17 protein-coding genes are annotated in these 20,627 nt (G+C 70.9%); 3 read left to right on the top strand and 14 right to left on the bottom strand.

All coding sequences use genetic code 11. The features are described from left to right. Positions 1 to 54 precede the first annotated feature (54 nt). The 7 genes from CIB93_RS34565 to CIB93_RS34535 all read right to left on the bottom strand — a co-directional run bounded on the left by CIB93_RS34565 (position 55) and on the right by CIB93_RS34535 (position 9,700). On the bottom strand, positions 55 to 1,644 hold the full coding sequence (locus CIB93_RS34565) for an NAD(P)/FAD-dependent oxidoreductase (RefSeq protein ID WP_096632701.1): 1,590 nt from the start codon (positions 1,642 to 1,644) through the stop codon (positions 55 to 57). Positions 1,645 to 1,718: 74 nt separating this feature from the next. Further along, positions 1,719 to 3,950 carry a serine/threonine-protein kinase gene (locus CIB93_RS34560; protein WP_096632708.1) on the bottom strand — a complete coding sequence of 744 codons (2,232 nt, stop codon included), beginning with the start codon at positions 3,948 to 3,950 and terminating at the stop codon, positions 1,719 to 1,721. A gap of 141 nt (positions 3,951 to 4,091) precedes the next feature. Next, positions 4,092 to 4,508 (bottom strand): DUF6336 family protein, encoded by a 417-nt coding sequence (locus CIB93_RS34555; protein ID WP_096632699.1) that lies wholly within the window; start codon positions 4,506 to 4,508, stop codon positions 4,092 to 4,094. A gap of 149 nt (positions 4,509 to 4,657) precedes the next feature. Continuing rightward, positions 4,658 to 6,919 carry an excinuclease ABC subunit UvrA gene (locus tag CIB93_RS34550; protein WP_096632698.1) on the bottom strand — a complete coding sequence of 754 codons (2,262 nt, stop codon included), beginning with the start codon at positions 6,917 to 6,919 and terminating at the stop codon, positions 4,658 to 4,660. 73 nt (positions 6,920 to 6,992) lie between these two features. After that, positions 6,993 to 7,760 (bottom strand): ABC transporter permease, encoded by a 768-nt coding sequence (locus CIB93_RS34545; protein WP_096632696.1) that lies wholly within the window; start codon positions 7,758 to 7,760, stop codon positions 6,993 to 6,995. Continuing rightward, positions 7,750 to 8,733, bottom strand: coding sequence for an ATP-binding cassette domain-containing protein (locus CIB93_RS34540; protein ID WP_096632695.1), 984 nt, complete (start codon positions 8,731 to 8,733; stop codon positions 7,750 to 7,752). Before CIB93_RS34540 ends, CIB93_RS34545 begins: the two co-directional genes overlap by 11 nt. Positions 8,734 to 8,812: 79 nt before the next feature. After that, positions 8,813 to 9,700, bottom strand: coding sequence for a siderophore-interacting protein (locus tag CIB93_RS34535; protein WP_096632693.1), 888 nt, complete (start codon positions 9,698 to 9,700; stop codon positions 8,813 to 8,815). A 114-nt stretch (positions 9,701 to 9,814) separates the two neighbouring features. Here CIB93_RS34535 and CIB93_RS34530 point away from each other — a divergent pair, with 114 nt between their 5' ends. The 3 genes from CIB93_RS34530 to CIB93_RS34520 all read left to right on the top strand — a co-directional run bounded on the left by CIB93_RS34530 (position 9,815) and on the right by CIB93_RS34520 (position 11,763). Beyond that, positions 9,815 to 10,705: a TetR/AcrR family transcriptional regulator gene (locus CIB93_RS34530; RefSeq protein ID WP_096632692.1), complete on the top strand. Its 891-nt coding sequence runs from the start codon at positions 9,815 to 9,817 to the stop codon at positions 10,703 to 10,705. A gap of 139 nt (positions 10,706 to 10,844) precedes the next feature. After that, positions 10,845 to 11,519: an LmbU family transcriptional regulator gene (locus tag CIB93_RS34525; protein ID WP_179500346.1), complete on the top strand. Its 675-nt coding sequence runs from the start codon at positions 10,845 to 10,847 to the stop codon at positions 11,517 to 11,519. Positions 11,520 to 11,556: 37 nt separating this feature from the next. Beyond that, the gene (locus CIB93_RS34520) at positions 11,557 to 11,763 is read left to right on the top strand and encodes a ferredoxin (RefSeq protein WP_096632690.1); all 207 of its coding nucleotides are present in this window, start codon (positions 11,557 to 11,559) and stop codon (positions 11,761 to 11,763) included. A 77-nt stretch (positions 11,764 to 11,840) separates the two neighbouring features. Here CIB93_RS34520 and CIB93_RS34515 read toward each other — a convergent pair whose 3' ends face one another. The 7 genes from CIB93_RS34515 to CIB93_RS34485 all read right to left on the bottom strand — a co-directional run. After that, positions 11,841 to 13,133 carry a cytochrome P450 gene (locus tag CIB93_RS34515; RefSeq protein ID WP_218839817.1) on the bottom strand — a complete coding sequence of 431 codons (1,293 nt, stop codon included), beginning with the start codon at positions 13,131 to 13,133 and terminating at the stop codon, positions 11,841 to 11,843. A gap of 26 nt (positions 13,134 to 13,159) precedes the next feature. After that, the gene (locus tag CIB93_RS34510; RefSeq protein WP_096632689.1) at positions 13,160 to 14,200 is read right to left on the bottom strand and encodes a methyltransferase; all 1,041 of its coding nucleotides are present in this window, start codon (positions 14,198 to 14,200) and stop codon (positions 13,160 to 13,162) included. A 60-nt stretch (positions 14,201 to 14,260) separates the two neighbouring features. Then, on the bottom strand, positions 14,261 to 15,523 hold the full coding sequence (kynU, locus tag CIB93_RS34505) for a kynureninase (protein WP_096632687.1): 1,263 nt from the start codon (positions 15,521 to 15,523) through the stop codon (positions 14,261 to 14,263). Between the two features lie 71 nt (positions 15,524 to 15,594). After that, positions 15,595 to 16,449 carry a tryptophan 2,3-dioxygenase gene (locus CIB93_RS34500; RefSeq protein WP_096632685.1) on the bottom strand — a complete coding sequence of 285 codons (855 nt, stop codon included), beginning with the start codon at positions 16,447 to 16,449 and terminating at the stop codon, positions 15,595 to 15,597. Next, positions 16,446 to 17,297 carry an alpha/beta hydrolase gene (locus CIB93_RS34495; protein ID WP_257002496.1) on the bottom strand — a complete coding sequence of 284 codons (852 nt, stop codon included), beginning with the start codon at positions 17,295 to 17,297 and terminating at the stop codon, positions 16,446 to 16,448. The genes CIB93_RS34500 and CIB93_RS34495 overlap by 4 nt, the downstream gene beginning before the upstream one ends. Positions 17,298 to 17,355: 58 nt before the next feature. Continuing rightward, a complete protein-coding gene (locus CIB93_RS34490) occupies positions 17,356 to 17,991 on the bottom strand; it encodes a DUF6875 domain-containing protein (RefSeq protein ID WP_096632684.1) in 636 nt (211 codons plus the stop codon). A gap of 68 nt (positions 17,992 to 18,059) precedes the next feature. Further along, on the bottom strand, positions 18,060 to 20,627 hold a 2,568-nt coding region (locus tag CIB93_RS34485; protein ID WP_143660123.1), incomplete at its 5' end, for a thioesterase domain-containing protein.

The following is a 20,627-nucleotide window of genomic DNA, read 5'->3' as shown; positions in this document are numbered from 1 at the left end:
GGGCCGGGCCACCGGCCGGCCACCGCCCGTTCGCGCCCCCCGGGCCGCCCCCGCTCACCGCCCCAGCGCGGCCATCGCCGCGTTGTGGCCGGGAACCCCGCTGACCCCGCCGCCGCGCACCGCGCCCGCCCCGCAGAGCAGGACGTTGGCGTGCGCGGTCTCCACGCCCCAGCGGCCGGTGCCCTCCTCCGCGTACGGGAACGCGAGGTCGCGGTGGAAGATGTGGCCGCCGGGCAGCCTCAGGTCGCGCTCCAGGTCGAGCGGGGTCTTGGCCTCGATGCAGGGTTCGCCGTTCTCGTCGAGGGCCAGGCAGTCGGTGACCGGCTCCTCCAGGTGGGCGTCCAGTTCGGCGAGGGTCGCCTTCAGCAGGGCGGCGCGGGCGGCCTCGTTGTCGGCGGCGAACAGCCGGGCCGGAGTGTGCAGGCCGAACAGGGTCAGGGTCTGGTAGCCGCGCGCGGCGAGCTCGGGGCCGAGGATCGAGGGGTCGGTCAGCGAGTGGCAGTAGATCTCGGACGGCGGGGCGGCGGGCAGCCGTCCGGCCGACGCCTCCCGGTAGGCGTCGGCCAACTGCCCGTACCCCTCGGCGATGTGGAACGTCCCGGCGAAGGCCTGCCGCGGGTCGACCGCTCGGTCGCGGAGCCTCGGGAGCCGGGTGAGCAGCATGTTCACCTTGAGCTGGGCGCCCTCGGAGGGCGGGGGCGGGGTGTCCCCGAGGAGGGCGGCCAGTGCCTGCGGGGAGGCGTTGACCAGTACCCGGCGGGCGGCGACGGTGTGTTCGCCGTCCGGGGTGCGGACGGCGACCTCGGCGGCGTGGCCGTCGGTCTCGATCCGGGTCGCCTCGTGCCGTACGCGGATCTCGGCGCCCGCCGCGCGGGCCGCCTCGGCCAGCGCGTCGGTGAGTGCGCCCATGCCGCCGACGGGGACGTCCCAGTCTCCGGTGCCGCCGCCGATGATGTGGTAGAGGAAGCACCGGTTCTGGAGGAGCGATGCGTCGTGGGCGTCGGCGAAGGTGCCGATCAGGGCGTCGGTGAGGACGACGCCGCGCACGAGGTCGTCGGTGAAGTTCCCCTCCACGGCCACGCCGAGGGGTTCCTCGAACAGCATCCGCCAGGCGTCGGGGTCATCGATCCGCTCGCGCAGGGCGTCCCGGCCGGGCAGTGGTTCGGTGAGCGTCGGGAAGACCCGCTCGGCCACGCGTCGGGTCATCCCGTAGAACCGCTGCCAGGCCGCGTACTCGCGCTCGCCGCCGGTGAGCTCGGCGAAGGACTCCCGCGTGCCCTCGCCCGCGACGAGCAGTCCGGTGGGGCGCCCGTCGCGCACGGCGGGGGTGTAGGAGGAGACGTTCCGCTTGCGTACGGCGAAGTCGAGGCCGAGGTCACGGACGATCTTGTCCGGCAGCAGGGACACCAGATACGAGTAGCGCGAGAGCCGGGCGTCCACCCCGGCGAAGGGGCGGGTCGAGATCGCCGCTCCCCCGGTGGTGCCGAGGCGTTCCAGGACCAGGACGGACTGTCCGGCGCGGGCGAGATAGGCGGCGGCGACCAGACCGTTGTGGCCGCCGCCGACGATCACGGCGTCGTACCGGTCCCGGGCGGGCGGCTGACCTGCGACGGACCGGGGAGAGCGAGACTGAGGTGCGGGCATGCACCTTCGTAGCACGCGGCGTCCGTCCGGGACCAGAGGCGGCGGGTGACCGGGCCACGCCGCGGCGCCGGGCGTCAGCCCGGCGGTGCCGCGTTCTGTGCGCGGTGGGCGGCGAGGGCGCGGTGGATACCGGCGGCCTCCTGCGACCGTCCCAGCCGCTCCAGGCAGTGCGCCTCGTCGTTGCGGGCGGCCAGCGTCCGGGGGTGCGCGGGGCCCAGCGCCCGGCTGTGCGCCTCGGCGACCTGCCGGTACGCCACGAGTGCGTCGTTCCAGCGGCCGAGCCAGCCGAGGCCCACCGCGACCTCGCGGCGGCTGGTCACGGTGTCCGGGTGATCGGGCCCCAGGGTGCGTTCCCGCAGGGCGCAGACGTCGCGTGCCTGGGACAGGGCCTCCTCCCAGCGGCCCATCCGCCCCAGGTTGACCCCGAGGCCGTGGCGGGCGCGCAGGGTCTCGGGGTCGGCCGCCCCCGCCGTCCGCGTACGGTCGGCGACCAGCGACCGGTACAGCTCCAGGGCCTCGGCGTTGCGGCCGAGGCGGCCGAGGCTGATGCCGGTCTCGTAGCGGGCGGCGAAGGTGTCGGGGTGGTCGGCCCCGAGGGCGGTCGCGCGGGCCCGTGCCACGTCCTGGTAGGTCTCCAGCGCCTCCGCGTGGCGGCCCAGTCGGCCCAGGACGTAGGCCACTTCGTAGCGGGTCGCGAGAGTGTCGGGATGCAGCGGGCCGAGCAGCCGGGCGCGGGCGTCGGCGACCTCGCGGGCCACCTGCCAGGCCTCCTCGGGCCGCCCGAGCCGACCGAGGTTGAACGCCAGGTTGTGGCGGCAGCGCAGGGTGTCGGGGTGGTCGGGGCCCATGGCGCGTTCGCGGGCGGCGAGGACGGTCTCGTACACCTGGTGGGCCTCGGCGTGGCGGCCGAGCTGTCCGAGGACGTACGCGGTCTCCTGGCGGGCGGCGAGCGTCTGCGGGTGGTCGGCGCCCAGGGTGCGTTCGCGGCCCTCGGCGACCCGGCCGAACTCGCGCAGGGCGTCCTCGGCCCGCCCCGTACGGCTCAGGGTGAAGCCGACCTCGTAGCGGCTGGCGAGGGTGTCGGGGTGGTCCGGGCCGAGGACGCGTGCGCGCTGGGCGGCGACCGCGCGGTGCACCTCGCCCGCCTCCTCCCAGCGGCCCAGGCGGCCGAGGTCGATGCCCGCGCTGTGGCGGCCCGCGAGGGCGGCGAGGAGGTCCGGGGCAGACGGCCCAGTCGGTACGGAGACGAAGGAGTGGGAGTGCGGGGCGGGCGCGGTGGCGGTCGCCGCGGTCCACCGCCCCGTCAGCCCGGCGGCCGGGTTCGACGGTTCGGGTGCGCTGTGCAGGGTGCCGACCGCCCTGCGCCCGACGGTCATGGAGCGGGTCCAGGGGGGCAGGACGGCTTCACGCGGGGCGTCCCCGCTGTGCGTGAGGGGGCCGGGGAGGGGCTGTTCGCCGCTGCGGCCGAGGACGATGCGACGGCGCAGGTCGGCCGCGTCGGCGGGGCGTTCGTCGGGGGCCTTGGCGAGCAGGTCGAGGACGACGCGGTCGAAGAAGCCGGGGAGCTCGGCACGGTGGGTGCGCGGCGGTTCCGGCCGGGTGTCGCGGTGTCCGACGAGGACGGCCCAGGCGTCGTCCTGGTCGAACGGCGGGACGCCGGTGGCGATCTCGTACAGCACACACCCCAGCGAGTAGAGGTCGCTGCGGTGGTCGACCTCCTTGCCGCTGATCTGCTCGGGCGACATGTAGTGCGGGGTGCCCATGGCGATGCCGGTGGTGGTGAGGCGGGAGGTCATACCGATGTCGTGGCCGAGGCGCGCGATGCCGAAGTCGCAGATCTTCACCGTGCCGTCGGTCAGCCGCATGATGTTGGCGGGCTTGAGGTCACGGTGGACGATGCCCTGGCGGTGGGTGTAGCCGAGAGCGTCGGCGACCTGTTCCGCGATGTCGACGACATGGTCGACGGGCAGTGGGTGCTGCTTGTTCTCCTCCAGGAGCTGGCTGAGGTTGTGCCCGTCGAGCAGCTCCATGACGAGATACAGCACACCCTCGTGCTCGCCGAAGTCGTGGACGACGGTGACGCCCCGGTGCTGGAGGGAGGCGGCCACCCGGGCCTCCCGGCGGAAGCGTTCGCGCAGGATGCGGGTGAAGGCCTGGTCGTGCTGGGGGCCCATGGGTTTGAGGCACTTGACGGCGACCTGCCGGCCCAGCGACTCGTCGCGGGCGCGCCACACCTCGCCCATGCCGCCGCGCCCGATCAGTTCGAGCAGCCGGTACCGGCTCTGGATCAGCCTGGTGTCCGCCATCTGCCGCTTCCCGCCCCCGTAGTCCCGCCGCTGCGCCCTCCCCGGCCGGTCCAGTATGGCCGCCCGGCGGCGGAGTGTGTACGCGGCGGTGCAGGTACCGGGTCCGCCGGCCGTTGCCTGCCGCTGCTCGGGCACCGCTCCTCAGGCACCGCCCAACCACGAGCCTCTGGCTGCCGATGCGACGATCTCCCCGAGGCCGAGGGCGACCGGAACGGGCACCAGCAGGAGGAGTCCCACGCGGACCAGGGACGGGGCGGCGATCGCGACCACCTCATCGGGAGCACGTGTCGTGAAGAAGTCCCGCCAGCGCAGGACCTCCCCTCCGCTGCACGCCCAGAAGAACAGCCCGGTCACGAGGAGGACCGAGCCCGTCACGAGTCCCAGAAAGGCGGTCGCGTCCAGCAGGTCGACTCGGTCCTCGTGCTCTCCGAGGGCGAACGTCGCGACGGTCACGCAGATGGCCGCCCCCGCTCCGTACGCCGCACCGCGCACCGCGACCCCGCCGAGCCGCAGACGCGGTTCGAGCACCCCGCTGCCGCCTCTGGCCACCCTGCCCATGCCTGCCCCTCCCCCGCCGTCACCGCCGAACCGTAGCAGCGGACGCGGGCCGCGGGCTTGCCGTCCCACCGTTGCGAGGTGTGTTCCCGGCTTCCGCGGTGACCGCCCGCCGCACCGCCGAGGCGCGGCGGGCGGTCACCGCGGATGTGTCAGATGCCCGAGAGGTCCCGGCGGAGGTACTCGGCGGTATGGGAGCCGGTGGCCTTCAGGAGTTCGGCCGGGGTTCCCTCGAACAGGATCCTGCCGCCGCCGCTGCCGCCCTCGGGGCCGAGGTCGATGACCCAGTCCGCGCTCTTGACGATGTCGAGGTTGTGCTCGATGACGATCACGGTGTTGCCCTGGTCGACGAGGCGCTCGACGATCCCGAGGAGGCGGTGGGTGTCGGACATGTGCAGGCCGGTGGTGGGCTCGTCCATCACGTAGACGCTGCCGACCCGGTGCAGGTCGGTGGCGAGCTTGAGGCGCTGGCACTCGCCGCCGGACAGCGTACTGAGCGGCTGGCCGAGACCGACGTAGTCCAGACCCACCTCGGTCAGTGCGCGCAGCACCTGGCGGAGCTTGGGCTCGGTGAAGAAGTCCGCGGCCTCGGATGCCGTCATCGCCAGTACGTCGCTGATCGACCGGCCGCGCAGTCGATGGCCGAGGACGTCGTCGGAGAAGCGGCGTCCCTGGCAGACCTCGCAGACGGACTTCAGCGTCTCCAGGAACGCGAGGTCGGTGTAGAGCACGCCGAGCCCCTGGCAGTTGGGGCAGGCGCCCTTGGAGTTCGCGCTGAACAGCGAGGCGCTGACGTTGTTGGCCTTGGCGAACAGCTTGCGGATCGGGTCCAGCAGCCCGGTGTAGGTGGCGGTGCTGGACCGACGGCTGCCCGCCACCGCGGACTGATCGATCACGATCGCGTCCGGATGCCGGTTCAGGAAGTCGTCATTGACCAAGGAGCTCTTCCCCGACCCGGCCACTCCGGTGACCACCGTCAGGACGCCGGTGGGAAAGTCGACCGTGACATCCCTGAGGTTGTGGCTGTTCGCCCCTGTGACGGTGAGCGCGCCGGTCGGGCGGCGGGGCTCGGCCTTCACCGGCAGGCGGTGCCGGAGGTGACGGCCGGTAAGGGTGTCGGCCTCGGCAAGGCCGGTGAAACTCCCCTCGAAGACCACCTCGCCCCCCAGCGTCCCGGCCTTCGGGCCCATGTCGACCACATGGTCCGCGATGGCCATGACGTCCGGGTCGTGCTCGACCACCAGCACGGTGTTGCCCTTGTCCCGCAGTTCGAGCAGGAGTTCCTTGAGCCGGTGCACGTCCCGTGCGTGCAGGCCGACGCTCGGTTCGTCGAAGACGTACAGCATCTCGTTCAGGCTGCTGGACAGATGGCGGACCATCTTGATCCGCTGCGACTCGCCGCCCGAGAGCGTACGGGTCTCCCGGTCCAGGCTCAGGTAGCCGAGACCGATCTCGGCCAGATGCCCGAGACGGGAGACCAGGTCGTCCAGGACCGGTTTCACCGCGGGCAGGTCCAGCCCCGCCAGGACCTCACCCAGCCGTTCGGCCTCCATCGAGGTGAGGTCCGCGATGCGGTGGCCGGCGATCCGGCAGGCACGGGCGGCGGGCGCCAGGCGGGTGCCCTCGCAGTCCGCGCAGGGAGCCGAGCGGACGAACCGCTGGAAGACCTGGCGGCTGCGCTCGGACATGTCCTCCTTCTTGATGTAGAGCCTGGTGAACTTGGCTGCCAGCCCCTCGTACTTGACGTTCAGTGTGTTGCCCTGCCAGTCCAGGCGGAGCTTTTGCGGCATCTCTCCGTGCAGCAGCGACGACCACTCCTGCTCGGTGAAGTCGGCCAACGGCTTGTCGTTGTCGAAGAGGCCGGACTCCACGTAACTCAGCCAGTACCAGCTGTCTGTGGAGAAGTCGGGGTGCAGCAGAGCGCCCTGATTGAGGGATCTGGTGCGGTCGATGAATGCGTCCAGGTCCAGTTCCACGACCCTGCCCAGGCCCTCGCAGGCCGGGCACATGCCTTGGGGGTCGTTGAACGAGAAGGCGCCGGGCGGCAGGCCGGCGGGGTCGCCCGCGCGTGAGAACAGCAGCCGCAGCAGCGGGTTGATGTCCGTGATGGTGCCCACAGTGGAGCGCGGGTTGCCGCCCAGGCGTTTCTGGTCGATGACGACGGCGGCGGAGATGTTCTCGATGGCGTCCATGTCCGGACGGCCGTGGTCGGGCAGGAATTTGCGGACGAAGGCGGTGAAGGTCTCGTTGAGCTGGCGCTGGGCCTCGGCGGCGATGGTGTCGAACACCAGGGAGGACTTGCCCGAGCCGGAGACGCCCGTGAAGACCGTCAGGCTCCGTTTCGGGATCTCCACCGAGACGTTCTTGAGGTTGTTCTCCCGCGCACCGGTCACCTTGATGGCGTCGGTACTCACATGTGCTCCTCGGATGGTACGGGTGGGGCTTCCCGGCGAGCCCCGGTCGTGGTCGGGCAGGAAGGGACGGCTCTCAGGCGTTCTCCTTCTGGAACGTCCGCGTGCCCCACAGGAGGGCCAGCGCGGCCATGGCCAACAGGACGAGGGAGCCCGTCAGCAGTCCTGTCGAACCCAAGTCCCCGCGGAACGCCGCACGTCCGGCTTCGACCACATGAGTCAGAGGGTTGATCCGGGCCAGGTTGTAGAGCCAGCCGGGGGCCAGTTGCTCGGTGACCGGCAGCAGTACGCCGGACAACAGGAGCAGCGGCAGGAGCACGGCGTTCATCAGTGAGGGGAACGCGGCCTCGCTCTTGAGGATCAGCGCCAGTGCGTAGGACCCCGAGGACAGCGTGATGGCCAGCACCGCGGCGATAGCGAGGCTCAGCAGCATGCCGGACACCGGCGCGTCCAGGTCGAAGACGAGCAGCGTCACGAGCACGATCAGCACCGACTGCGCGGTCGCCTGGACGGCCTGGGCCAGGACCTTGCCGAACAGCAGGGCCGACCGGCTGGCCGGGGTGCCGCGGAAGCGGTCGACCACGCCGACCCGGTACTCGGTGAGAAGCCCGACCCCGGCGAACGAACCGCTGAACAGTGCCGTCTGCACGATGAGCGCCGGCGTGAGCACGACCCAGGCGTTGCCGGCCGGGAAGCCGGGGGTGTGGTCGACGACCGTCACCATGAGCGGCCCGAAGAGGAACAGGTACAACAGCGGCTGCATGATGCCGATGATCAGCCAGGTGGGACTGCGCAGGCACAGTTTCATGTCCCTGAGGAAGATCAGCAAGGTGTCACGCGGCATGGGTGGCCTCCAGAGCCGGGGCCGGCGCCTCGCCGTCGCGCAGGGAGCGCCCCGTCAGACTGAGGAAGACGTCGTCGAGGGTGGGCCGGTTCACCTTGACCGAGGTCATGGTGATCCCTTGGCTGTCCAGGGCACGCAACAGCTCCGCCAGCACGGCGTCACCATGGGGAACCCGGAACCGTACGGTGTCGGCGACGACCGTGACCTCATGCGCGTCGGGCAGACGGCGTGCCACTTCGGCGGCCTCGTCAGCCTGGTCGGCGACGTCGACCGTGATCGAGTCACCGGCTACGCGGGCCTTGAGTTCGTCCGGGGTGCCCTCGGCGACGATCGCGCCGTGGTCCGTCACCAGGATCCGGTCGCAGAGGGCATCGGCCTCGTCGAGGTAGTGGGTGGTGAGGAAGACGGTCATGCCGTGCTCGGCGTGCATCCGGCGGACGTGGTCCCACAGGTTGGCCCGGCTCTGCGGGTCCAGTCCGGAGGTGGGCTCGTCCAGGAACACCAGCTCGGGTTCGTGCACCAGTCCCAGCGCGACGTCGAGGCGGCGTCGCTGGCCGCCGGAAAGCGTCTTGGCGGGACGCTGGTCCAGGCCGGAGAGGTCGAGCCGCTCCGCCAGCAGCGCCCCGCGCCGCCGGGCCTCGGCTTTCGACAGGCCGTAGAGCCGGGCTTGGAGTTCGATCTCCTCCGCGACCCTGGACTCCGGCCAGGTGCTACCGCCCTGCGCCACGTAGCCGATCCTGCGGCGCACCCCCTGCGGGTCCGTCAGCAGATCGCAGCCGGCCACCGTGCCCGAGCCGCGGGTGGGTCGCAGCAGCGTCGTCAGCATCCGCAGGGTCGTGGTCTTGCCGGCGCCGTTGGGGCCGAGGAACCCGACCAGTTCCCCTGCCTCGACATCGAGGTCGATGCCCTTCACCGCGTCGACGGTCCGCCCGCGGAGGGTGAACTGCCGGGCGAGGCCTCGCACTGTGATCATAAGAGCCTTCTTTCGCGCGTACCGCTTCTGGGTCGGGTCACGGAGGGGCCCGGCCGTGTGCCGGGCCCCTCCGCACGGTTCACTCCGGACGGCCGTCGGCAGCAGCGGCCTGGAACTGCGCGAGCCGCTCCTGCGCTTCGGCCATGTCCTCCGCGGTCGGCGCGTCGTCCTGGGTCAGCTTGAACCGCCAGTACCCGCTGAAGTCGACCGACGCCTTGTCCAGTCCCCGGTCGTTGACCAGGTGTCGGCGGAGCGCCCGGACGGCAGCCGACTCGCCCGCCAGCCAGGCGAACGGGCTGCCGGGGAGGAACTCGGCCTTGCGTACGGCGTCGATCAGCACGTCGCTCCGGCCGGGCGGGGTTCCCTCGCGGTACAGCCAGTTGACCGTGGCGTCGCCCGCGGTCTGGAAGTCCTGCCGCTCGGCGGCGTCGGCGACTTCGATGAAGGCCAGGGCAGGGGCGCCCTCGGGCAGGGCCTCCAGCAGGGTGCCGATGGCCGGCAACGCGGTCTCGTCTCCGGCGAGCAGGAGCCAGTCGGAGTTCGCGATCGAGTCCGTCAGGGAGACGGGCGCGGAGTACACCTCCGACGGGCCGACCATGCCGAGCCGGTCACCGGGACGGGCGGAACCGGCCCAGCTGGTGGCGGGGCCGGTGTCGCCGTGCAGGACGAAGTCGATCTCGACGGTGTTGGCCGGTCCGCGTCGGCGGATGGTGAAACTGCGCATCCACGGCCGCTCGCTCTCCGGAATGGCCAGAAATGCCTGGTACCAGCTCGTCGCGTCGTCGCCCTGCTCCGGCAGAACGGGCAGCTGCTGGCCGGACCGCGGGAAGCAGAGCTTGACCTGCTGGTCCGGCGTCCGACCCACGGAGTCGTCGAGTCGCTCGGCGTCGAACGTCACTCGGGCCATGCGTGGTGTGACGTGTGTGATGTCGGTGACCTGGATGAATGAAACAGGGAGCTCTGCCATCGAAAACCTTCCAAGAGTGCTGGGCATCCTGGGGCGGGAACATGTCCGCCTGATATCCTTACGCCGTAAGGAGATGCTTGAGCGAGAGTACTTTATGCAGTAAGGAGTTGCAAGGTGGTTATTTTTGCCGGGCAGGGCGACGCCCGCCGCTCGATGGCCCTCCTCTGGCGTTCGGCCGATTCCGGTGCCACCAGAGCCGCCCCCGGACCGAAGCCGGGGCTCGACGTCGACACGATCGCGGCCGCAGGCATCGCGGTCGCCGAGGAGCAGGGGATGGCGGCCCTGTCGATGCGGGCCGTGGGGGCGTGGCTGGGACGGACCGCCATGGCGCTCTACACCTATGTGCCGAGCAAGAGCGAGCTGGTCGACCTCATGCACGACCGGGTGCTGGCCGAGCTGCCCACCGAGTACGACACCAGCTCGGGGTGGCGCCCGGCGATCACCGCCTGGGCCGACGACACGTGGGCCTTCTATCTGCGGCACCCGTGGGTACTACAGGTCTCCCAGGCCAGGCCGGTGCTCGGGCCGGGTGAATACGCGCAGCTGGAGACGGTTGTGCGGATCCTGGACGGAATCGGCCTGGAACCGCTGAAGGTCCGGCGGGTCATCGCCGTACTGTTCCAGTTCGTCCGGGGCATGGCCCGGGTCGCCGCGGAGCACCGGCAGGCGGCGCCGGAGACCGGGGTGTCCGACGAGGAATGGTGGACGGTGCGGACCACCCTGCTCACAGAGGTGGCGCCGGACTTCGCCGAGCGCTTCCCGGCGCTGGCGGCGCTGGAGTCGCACGCGGCAGCTGCCGCCGCCGATGCCGCCCGGGAGGATTCGGGTGACGTCGCACCGCCGGTGGAGCGGGAGGCCGGGGAAGCCTTCCGGGTCGGCCTGGAATTGATCCTTGACGGCATCGGCTCGGAAGGCGGACCTGACAGCTCCGAGCCCCACCGGCCGGAGCACGTACGGGTCGAGGGTTCACCTGATCACCGAGCACCGCATCACTTCGCCGAATAGGACACCCCTAACACCCTCACCGGATCACAACCAGTCCAAAAATGATCATTGACGATATGCCGATCGATAATCTACGGTCTTTTTGGTCTGGTGATCTTTCATGATTCTCAGCCGCCGACGACTGGTGCGAGATGTGACCATGGCTCAATTCCAGGGGGGAAAGCTCGTGCAGCAGACCGCCAAGTACCACCAGCGTGACAGTCGATTACCAGTTGGCCGCAGACCGGGCGAAGCGGCCGCTCACCCCGGAAGCAACGGCCAGGAGCGAATCCTGACCACGCGGGTCGGCCTGAGGATCCCGGCCGCCCTGCCGTACGACCGGTGGGAGAAGGCCGGACTGCACATCTTCCAGATCGCCGACTCCTCAGCCTGGTGTCTGGGCGACTGGCTCGTGTACGGCCAGGAGCGATACGCCGACCGCTACCGGACCGGAGTGCAGGCTGCTGGGCTCGACTACCAGACGCTGCGCAACTACGCCTGGGTGGCACGGCACTTCGAGATCGGTCGGCGCCGCGAGAACCTGAGCTTCGGCCACCACGCCGAGGTCGTCTCCCTCCCTCCCACGCAGGCGGACACCTGGCTCGACCGCGCGGAGCAGCACGGCTGGTCCAGGAACCTGCTCAGACTGCGGCTGCGGGAGAGCCGTCAGGGCAACCGGGCGGCCCCGCTCGCTCGGGTCAGTCTGCCCAGGATCAGCGTGCCCGTCGATCGTGTGGAACGCTGGCGCGAGGCCGCTTCGAAGGCCGAAGGGGGCTTCGAGGAATGGATACTCGTGACACTCGACCGCGCCGCCGCGCACGAACTCGGTGACTGACGGACCCGGCCCGCCCGACCACCGGAGACGGCCTTTCATGCAGATCAGCATCGACCATCACACATGCATAGGGTCCGGGCAGTGCGTTCTGACGGCGCCCGGCGTGTTCACCCAGGACGACGACGGGTACTCGCAGCTGGTGCCCGGAGGTACTGCGACGGCGGCGCGGCAGCAGGTGCAGGAGGCGGCGCTGTCCTGTCCGGTGCAGGCCATCGCCTTGGGTGACGAGCCGCCCGAGGGCTGAGCGTCCTCCCGGTCCGCCGCAGGACGCACGCGCAAAGGGGCCGCCCGATGTCGGGCGGCCCCTTTGCGCGAGCACGATCAGGGCCGAAGCCGAAGCCGAAGCGAGTTCAGTCGCCAGCTGCCCGGCAGCAGGGCTCGGTCCAGTTCGGCGCCGTCGTCCGCGAGCGCCATGCCCGGGTAGTGCTCCAGCAACCTGGCGAAGGCCGCCTCGCCTTCCTGCCGGGCCAGCGTGGCACCCAGGCAGTAGTGGATGCCGTGACCGAAGCCGACATGGTTCTCGGCCTGGCCGTCCTGCTGGCGCGTGATGTCCAGACGGTCCGGGTCGGTGTAGTGGCGCGGGTCGAAGTTGGCTGACACCAGCACGAGTTGGACCGCGTCGCCACGGGCGATGGGCGTGCCGGCGAGTTCCAGGTCCTCGGTGGCGTAGCGCAGCCGCGCCACGTGCACCGACCCGCACCAGCGCATCAGCTCGTGCACCGCGCGCGGCACCAGCGCCGGGTCCTTGCGCAGCAACGCCAGCTGGTCGGGGTGGGTGAGCAGTGCGGCGGTGCCGTTGCCGATCAGATGCGCGCTTGTCTCGTGACCGGCCAGCACCAGCGTGAGGATCATGGTGACCATCTCGACGTCGCTGAGCCGTCCCCCGTCGTCGTCCTGGGCCCGGATCAGCTCGCTCAGCAGATCGTCCCTCAGCGCTGCCCGGCGCCGCTCGATCAGTTCGTGGCAGTAGTCGATCATCACGGGGAAGGAGTGCTGGAGACGTTCCGGCCGCATCGACACCAGGTCGCCGCCCCACTCCCGCCACCGGTCGAGGTCGGCCGCCGGAATCCCGACGAGCTCGCAGATCACCGTGATCGACAGCGGATAGGCGAAGTGCTCCAGGAGATCGACCGCCCCCTCCTCCTCCCGGTGCGGCAGCTCGGTCAACAGCCGGTCGGCGATCCGCTCGATGTCCGGCCGCAGGTCGAGGATCCGGCGGGCCGCGAACGCCCGGGTCACCAGGCGGCGCAGCCTGGGGTGGTCCGGCGGGTCGCTGTCCAGGATGGAGCCCAGCAGATAGCGCCGCAGATGCTCGGGGATCTTGAGGAGCTCCATCATCCCCTCGCGCGGGTCCGCGCCCCCCTCCCCCGGCACGTTGGAGGGAGTGTTGACGAGCCGAGGGTCGCGCAGCGCCGCGCGGACATCGTCGTAGCGGGTCACGAACCACACCGGGGTGCCGTCGACGAACCTGCCGTTGATCACCGGGCCCTGTTCGCGCAGTCGGCCGTAGCCGCCGAAGGGGTCCCGGAGCAGATCCGGATCGGTCATGTGCGGACCGGCGGGGCACTGGGCGGTCTCCCCGGTCTGCGAGGCGTCATGGGAAGTGAGTGACATGATTGGTTCCGGCTCTCCCTGAGGCGTCACTTGACCGCGCTGATCACGCCGTGCGGCGTCCATTGACCGCCTGGCAGCCGCTCGGGCTTCACGAAGCCGGCCGCGGCGAACCACTCCTCGTACTGACCCCACGGGTAGATGGTGCTGCTCGCGGCGGGCAGGGTCGCGAAGTACACGTTGTCGAGGGCGGCGTACAGCGGACCGTCGCCGTCGTCGTCGGACATGGCGTTGAACACCAGCACGCGCCCGCCGTCGGGCAGGGCCGTGTGGGCCTTGCGCAGCAGGCGCACGTTCTCCTGCGGCGACCAGATCACCAACTGGTTGGCGAACAGTACGCAGTCGTGCCCAGGCGGATAGTCGTCGGCGAAGATGTCGGCCGCCCGGACGGAGATCCGTTCGGCCAGACCGTGCTCGTCGATCTTGCGGCGAGCGATCTCCACCGTGCCGGGAAGGTCGAGGACGGTGAACTCGACGCCGGGGTTGGCCTGTGCGAGCGCGATGGCGTTGACGCCGTCACCCCCGCCGACGTCGAGCACCCGGCGCACCCCGGTCAGGTCGGCCTGCTCGACCAGTACGGGGTTCGACAGCCGGGACCAGGACCGCATGCAGCGGTAGAACAGCTGCTCAAGGTCAGGGTCCTCGGACAGCCTGTGGTACAGGTCCGGGCCGGTTCCCTTGATCCGCCGCAGGCCGACGTTGGTGTTCCTGCGCAGCGACTCCGTGAAGTCCACCTCGGCGGGGCGGACGATCCGCTCCTCGTACTCGATCAGGTCCTCGATGATCTCCCAGGTCCCGTCCTCGAACTTGCCGTTCAGGACATCGGCGTTGAGGTATCCACTGCCTTGACGGACCGTCAGCCCCAGGGCCGTGGTGCCCAGGAGCAGAATCTGCACCGGGCGTTCGGCCAGGCCGAGTTCGTGTCCGATCTCCCGCGGGGTCAGGCCGGGGCGCCGGTGGAGCAACGGGAACAAGCCCAGATTGCGGCCTGCGTTGAGCATCTGGAAGGCGGAGGAGCCGAACAGGATCTGCACCAGGCCGTCGGTGGTGAGCGGGGTTGCGTCAGTCATGGGCACTCCGTATCGCGTGGGGTGGTGAGGGTTCGGGCAAGCCATGGGCCGGGCCGGCGGTCATGTCACCCGGGCCAGATCCGCGGGACGGGACGCATAGGTCCGCCCGGCGGCGATCCGACGCAGCCGGGCCAGCGCGTCCCAGACCTCGGTGAACCGGGTGTAGAGCGGTGACGGGCCGATCCTCAGCCGGTCCGGGACCCGGTAGTCGCAGACAACCTTCGCGTCGGCGGCGAGCGTCTGGCAGATCCGCCAGGCGTCGGGGTGGTACAGCGACACATGCGAACCGCGCTGTCCGGGCGTCCGCGGCGAGGCCCGGCGGAAGCCCAGAGGGGTGAGCCAGGCGTCGGCCAGGTCGTCGACGAGCCGGCCCAGCAGCAGCCCCTTGGCCCGGATACGCGCCACTCCGGCCTCTTCGACGAGGGCGAGCGCCGGATCGATCGCCGCCAGCGACAGCAGCGGCGGGGTGCTCACGAGGAACCGCTCGATCCCCGGCACCGGATCGTAGTCGGGCCCCATCCGAAACTGCTCCCGCTGCCCGAACCAGCCCCACACCGGCTGGCGCAGCTCGGCGTGCAGCTCGGTGCGCACGTAGAGGAAGGCAGGCGAACCCGGGCCGCCGTTGAGATACTTGTACGTGCACCCCACGGCCAGCTCCGCGCCGGTCGCAGCGAGGTCGACGGGGACGGCTCCGGCCGCGTGCGACAGGTCCCACAGGACCCGGGCGCCGGCCGCGCGGGCCAGTTCGTTCACCTTCGCCATGTCCAGGAGCGCGCCGCTGCGGTACGACACCAACGAGAGCACCACCAGCGCGACGTCCTGGTCCAGGGCGGAGCGCAGCACGTCGAGATCGAGGCCGCCGTCGAGATCGGAAGCGAGTCGCCGCAGGCGCAGCCCGCGCTGCTCGGCGAGGCCCTGGAGAACGTACCGGTTGGTCGGGAAGTCCTCGGCGTCCATGAGGACGGTGCCCCGTCCCGGTGCGGCGTCCAGCGCGGCACCGGCCAGCTTGTACAGATTGACCGAGGTGGAGTCCGAGATCACCACCTCGCCGGGCCGGGCGCCGAGGACGTGCTCGGCAAGACGGTCACCGAGCCGGGCGCCCCAGTCGATCCACCCCTGCCAGGAACGCACCAGCCCGCCGCCCCAGCCCTCCTCGACCACCTCGCGCAGGAGGTCCGAGGTGGCCGCGGGCAGTCGGCCCAGCGAGTTGCCGTCGAGGTAGACCAGCTCCGGATCGGTGATGACGAACCGTTCCCGGAACCCGGCCAGCGGATCGGCCGCGTCCAACTCCTCGGCCGCCGTGCGCGGGATACCGCCCTCCATCGGCGCTCCTCCTCTTTCGTGTCGTCGGCGTCTGCCGTGTCCTGGCGTTCACCGTCATCTCCTCCGGCCGGTCAGAGCGTCGAGCGCACCGACCACAGCTCGGGGAAGAAGCGGTGCTGACTGATCCGGGCGAGCCAGGCCACGCCCTCTGTGCCGCCGGTGCCAGGCTTGGCACCCAGCATCCGCTGCACGGTGACGAGGTGCGTGTAGCGCCAGCGGGCGAACTGCTCCGCGGTGTCCATGAGCGCCTCGGCGAGCAGATGGAGGTCGTGGTGGCGGGCCGGGTCCTGGTAGACCGCCCGCCAGGCTTCCTCGACCTCGGCGCCGGTCCGGTAGGGCAAGGTGGTGTCCGGGGTCGGGGATTCGTCCGGTGTGAGCAGTCCGCGACGGGCCAGCAGGGCGAGCGCCGCGTCGTACAGGCTCGGCTCCCGCAGTTGGTTCATCACCGCGTCATGGCCGACCGTGTCCCTGTGCGGCTCCACCATCGCCGGGTTCTTGTTGCCCAGCAGGAACTCCAGTCGCCGGTAGCCGGCCGACTGGAAGCCGGAGGCCGACCCGAGGACGTCCCGGAACTCGGCGAACTCCGCGGGTGACAGCACGGAGAACGTCTCCCAGGAGACCAGCAGCACCTGCTGCACTCGTGCCGACCTGCGCAGTGTCCACAGCGCGTCGCGGAGTCCGTCCTTGTCCAACTGGTTGCGGGCGGTGGTCAGTTCCGTGTGAAGCAGCTTGAAGAGGAGCTCCTTGACCTGGCTCATGATGATGAAGCCCGGCTCGGTGTCCGCCGCGCTGAGCGGATGCTGGAGCGCCAGCAGTTCGTCCATGCGCGCGTAGTGCGCGTACGGGGTGGTGCCCGGCGGGGCGGGGGCGGACAGCGGACATCCGAGGCCCTGTCCTGAGCCCTGGGCGGCTTGCTCGGTGGTCATGTGATCGTTCCTCCCGGTTCCATCTGCGCGAGGACCGCGTCGCCCAGTTCGGTGCCCCTCACCCCCAGGTCGTAGGGGAGATCGAAGTGGTCGCGCAGCTCGGCGACGACCTCCGTCACCTTCGCCCGGGGGCGCAGTGCCCTCACCATCCGCTCGTGCTGGCGGACGTACTCCTCGGTCTCGTTGCCGCCGCGGGCGACCACCACCGGGGGCAGCCGCGACGGCAGCCGGCCCAGCGGGCTGTTGCGGCGCGCCCCGGCCTCGTCCAGCCGCAGCGCCTCGTTGACGTACGACAGCCGGACCGGCTCCAGGTCGTACATGCCGCTCAGCAACACCGCCCCGGCGATCCGGCCGGACACGTCCGGGCCGTCCGACGGGCCGGGCAGCAGGGCCATCGCCGCCAGGTGCGCGCCGGCCGAGGTGCCGCACAGATGGAGCCGGTCCGGGGCGAACCCGAGCCGGTCCGCGTGCCGCAGCAGCCAGTCGACGGCCCGCCGCACCATGCCCGCCATGGCGTCCAGCCCGACGTCCGGTGCCAGCCCGTACTCGACGACCGCGACCGACGCTCCGGCGGCCAGCAACGGCGGCGTTGGGAAGGCCGATTCGGCACGGCCGAGCGCCTGCCAGTTCCCGCCGTGCACGAACACCAGCAGTGGCGTGCGGCCCCGGCCCGCGCCGGGAAAGTAGTCGAGCGACTCGGCCGGATGCGGGCCGTAGGCGAGACCGGTCCGCACCGGATGGTCCCGGCGGGCGGCCGTGCTCAGCCGCTCGTACTCACTGAGGTAGGCCCCGAGGCTCGGCACCCGGGAACTCGGCGAGTACTGCCGGTCCAACGTGGCCTGATCCATTCCCCGATACACGGCGGCACCTGTCATCGCGTACCCCGGGGCTTCGTTCCGCCGCACGTCACTCGGCCCCCAGCCGGTGTGCGGCACAGGCCTTTTCGTACATCTCGGTCAGCAGCGGATCGATGCCGTGCGCCGAGTTGCGGTAGCGGGCCCCGAAGCGCCTCGCGTACTCCTCGAACCACTCCCGCCGGTCCGCCAGGAACAGCACGTCGTGGATCGCCATCGAACGCACCGCCATCATCGGGACGGGGGCGTGGCTCACCTCGAACTCCGGGTTGCGAGCGGCCTTCTCCCGGCACTTCTCGTGGAATTGGGCGATCATCAGCCCACGGCGCACGCTCTCGGGCTTGAGCGCGGTGTGCGCCGCGTCCAACAGGTGCAGATGCTCGGGCGGAATGTCCGGCAGCACGAGCAGCAGCGACCGCAGGTTCGGGTTGCCGGCCTTCCAGTCGACCTCGCTGAACTCGTCCAGGCCGCAGCGGACGATCTCGTCGATGAGGGCCTGGCTCGGGGTGGGGCCCACCAGTCTGACCCGGATCTCCAGCGCACCGGCGCGCTGGGCCGGTTCGACGAACGGGCACACCGGGCCGGTGCGTCCGAGTTCGCTGTGCGGTTGGCGGATGTAGTCGCTCAGCCAGCTTTCGGCGGCCTCCAAGGCCTTGGCCAAGTCGACGGAGAGCACGTCGGTCAGCATCGTTGTCAATCCTCAGGTCTCGGTCCTCGCAGGATGCGGACGGGGGGCTGGAACGCGGCCTGCGAACGTCACTTGTCGCCGGTGAGTTCCTGGAGCTTGGCCGACAGGATCCGACCGACGCCGGCCAGCGTGTCGGGCCGGGTCAGCATGGTCCCGTGCTCGCCGGGCACCACGTGCGCTTCGACCGTGCCACGGACGTAGGGCTGCCAGGCCGCGGCGTCGACCGGCGGGTCCTGCTGCTCCGAGCAGGCGATCAGCAGCAGGTCGCCGTCGATCGCACCGGGCCGGTAGTCGATGGTCAAGTGGGTGTTGTTCGCCGAGATCTCGGTGATCGCCGCGAGCCTGTCCTCGTCCAGGTTGGCCAGCGCGCTTCCCTGGCGACGCAGGATCTCCCGCGCCCTGGCGAAGGTCATCTCCTCGTCCTCCTGACGGTGGGTTCCGTCATCGACGAGACCCACGTGGTACAGGAGCATCACCCGGTCGTCGGGCGCGGGTACGTCCGCATGGGTCAGCCCCTGCCAGTTGGGGATCACGTCGAGCACCGCGACCAGCGCCACCGGTTCGCCGCGCCGCCGGAACTCCGTGGCCAGGGCGTGCGCGCACAGTCCGCCGAAGGACCAGCCGGCCAGGTGGTAGGGCCCGTGCGGCTGCACGCTCTGGATCTGGTCGGCGTAGTCCACCGCCATCTCCTCGATGCTGCCCGGCCGGGGCTCCGGACGGGCCAGACTGCGGGCCTGGATTCCGTACAGCGGGTACTGCGGATCGATCTGCTTGATCAGCGCGCTGTACGACCAGCTGATGCCGCCGCCCGGGTGGATGAAGAACAGCGGCGGCCGACTGCCTCGGGGGCGCAGCGGCAACACCACCTCGTAGGAGTCGTCCGAGTCGTCGACTTCGAGCCGGGCCGCGATTCCGCCCGGGGTCGGCGCCTCGAACAGGCTGCGCAGCCCCAGCTCGACACCGAACGCGGCCCGCAGCCGGGCCATCAGCCGGGTGGCCAGCAGGGAGTGCCCGCCCAGGTCGAAGAAGTCCTCGTCCACACCCACGACGGGCCGCCCCAGCACCTCCGCGAACAGCTCGCACACGACCTGCTCCTGCGGAGTGGCCGGTGCCCGGCCGATGTCGGCGCGCTCCGGTGCGAACGTGGGGAGCGCGGCGCGGTCGAGCTTGCCGTTGGCGGTGAGCGGCAGTCGGTCGAGGGGGATGATGGCGTCGGGGCGCATGTAGTCGGGCAGCAGGCGGCGGGTGTGCTCGCGCAGGGCGATGAGCAGGGCGCCGGTGTCCCGGCCCGCGGCCGGACTGGTGGTCCAGGAGGACAGCGGCGTATCGGGACCGGCGGCGCCCGCGGAGGCGTACGCACCGACGGCGACGCGCCCTCCCAGGGTTCCGTGCTGGACGTAGGTGACGTCGACGACGGCCGGATCGTGTGTGCTCCAGCTGATCGCGGTCCGGTAGCCGTGCTCCTCCCCCAGCCTGTGCAGGTCCTCCGGATCGACACCGGGCACGAGCGGATCCGTCGGCGCCGTCCCGGCTTCGAGGGCGTGCTGTACGGCCAGGTCGTGGGCGATACGTGCGTTCGGGACGCCGGTCACCCGCAGCTGCTCGGGCCGTCCGGTGCGCAACTGTTCGGCGAGGGCGTCGAGGTCCCGGGGCCAGGGGCGGGTGGGGATGTCGGTGAGCGGGTGGGGGGTGATGCCGGTTTTGTAGAGGGTGGCGTCGTAGCGGTAGCGGGTGAGTTCGTTGTGGGCTGTGCCGCGTTTGAGCTGGATGTCGGTGCCCGCGAGGTCGGGGATGTGGTGGGCGAGCGCGGTGAAGTACTCCGGGTCCACCAGGAGTTCCTTCTCCAGGACGAGGCTCTGCTCGACCGCTCGGCGAACGGCGGTGGTGTCGCCCGGGTCATCGGCACAGGCCGTCTGGACGGCTGCGGCGAAGGTGCGTAGCAGCCGCGGGTTGCGCACATCGCCGACGAAGAGGGCCCCGCCGGGGGCGAGCAGCCGGAATGCCTGCTCGATGACCTGTTCCAGGTAGTCGGCGTTCGGGAAGTACTGGACGACGGAGTTGAGGATGATCGTGTCGAAGTGGCCCTGCGGCAGCTCGCCGTGCTCATGCGCGGCCTGCACTCGCAGGGTGACACGCCGGGCGAGTTCGGGGTCGGCGTCGACGTGGCGCCGCAGCGCTTCTACGACGGTGGGTGAGAAGTCGGTCCCCCAGTACTCCTCGCACTCGGGTGCCAGCCGGGCGAGGAGCAACCCGGTACCGACGCCGATCTCCAGGACCCGTTCGGGTTTGAGCGCCTTGACCCGTTCGATCGTGGCCGCTTGCCACTCGCGCATCTCGGGCAGCGGGATGGGCTGACCGTCGTAACTGCTGTTCCACCCGGAGAAGTCCTCTCCGAGCTCCGAACCCGGCTCCGCGTACAGCGAGTTGTAGAGGTCTTGCCACTCCCCGATCTGGCTCCGCTCCTCCTCGTCGCTGGGGCTGGTGGATTCGGTGTCGGCGACGATGTAGGCGGTGAGGCGGGTGTTGCCGGGTTGGTCCTCGTGGACGAGGACGGCGGCCTGGGCGATGTCGGGATGGCCGCTCAGCACGGCCTCGATCTCGCCCGGCTCGATACGGAACCCACGGATCTTGACCTG

Origin of the sequence: Streptomyces sp. WZ.A104 (assembly GCF_002382885.1) — a bacterium.
Classification (GTDB): Bacteria; Actinomycetota; Actinomycetes; order Streptomycetales; family Streptomycetaceae; genus Streptomyces.
The sequence above is the reverse complement of the archived record's forward strand: the minus strand, read 5'-3'. Positions and strand labels throughout refer to the sequence as shown.

Coding starts and splice junctions, on each gene's coding strand:
- CIB93_RS34515 (WP_218839817.1), bottom strand. CDS start 13,133: ATGTCACTCACTTCCCATGACGCCTCGCAGACCGGGGAGACCGCCCAG.
- CIB93_RS34545 (WP_096632696.1), bottom strand. CDS start 7,760: ATGCCGCGTGACACCTTGCTGATCTTCCTCAGGGACATGAAACTGTGC.
- CIB93_RS34535 (WP_096632693.1), bottom strand. CDS start 9,700: ATGGCAGAGCTCCCTGTTTCATTCATCCAGGTCACCGACATCACACAC.
- CIB93_RS34560 (WP_096632708.1), bottom strand. CDS start 3,950: ATGGCGGACACCAGGCTGATCCAGAGCCGGTACCGGCTGCTCGAACTG.
- CIB93_RS34540 (WP_096632695.1), bottom strand. CDS start 8,733: ATGATCACAGTGCGAGGCCTCGCCCGGCAGTTCACCCTCCGCGGGCGG.
- CIB93_RS34490 (WP_096632684.1), bottom strand. CDS start 17,991: ATGCTGACCGACGTGCTCTCCGTCGACTTGGCCAAGGCCTTGGAGGCC.
- CIB93_RS34510 (WP_096632689.1), bottom strand. CDS start 14,200: ATGACTGACGCAACCCCGCTCACCACCGACGGCCTGGTGCAGATCCTG.
- CIB93_RS34555 (WP_096632699.1), bottom strand. CDS start 4,508: ATGGGCAGGGTGGCCAGAGGCGGCAGCGGGGTGCTCGAACCGCGTCTG.
- CIB93_RS34520 (WP_096632690.1), top strand. CDS start 11,557: ATGCAGATCAGCATCGACCATCACACATGCATAGGGTCCGGGCAGTGC.
- CIB93_RS34525 (WP_179500346.1), top strand. CDS start 10,845: ATGGCTCAATTCCAGGGGGGAAAGCTCGTGCAGCAGACCGCCAAGTAC.
- kynU (WP_096632687.1), bottom strand. CDS start 15,523: ATGGAGGGCGGTATCCCGCGCACGGCGGCCGAGGAGTTGGACGCGGCC.
- CIB93_RS34565 (WP_096632701.1), bottom strand. CDS start 1,644: ATGCCCGCACCTCAGTCTCGCTCTCCCCGGTCCGTCGCAGGTCAGCCG.
- CIB93_RS34500 (WP_096632685.1), bottom strand. CDS start 16,449: ATGACCACCGAGCAAGCCGCCCAGGGCTCAGGACAGGGCCTCGGATGT.
- CIB93_RS34495 (WP_257002496.1), bottom strand. CDS start 17,297: ATGGATCAGGCCACGTTGGACCGGCAGTACTCGCCGAGTTCCCGGGTG.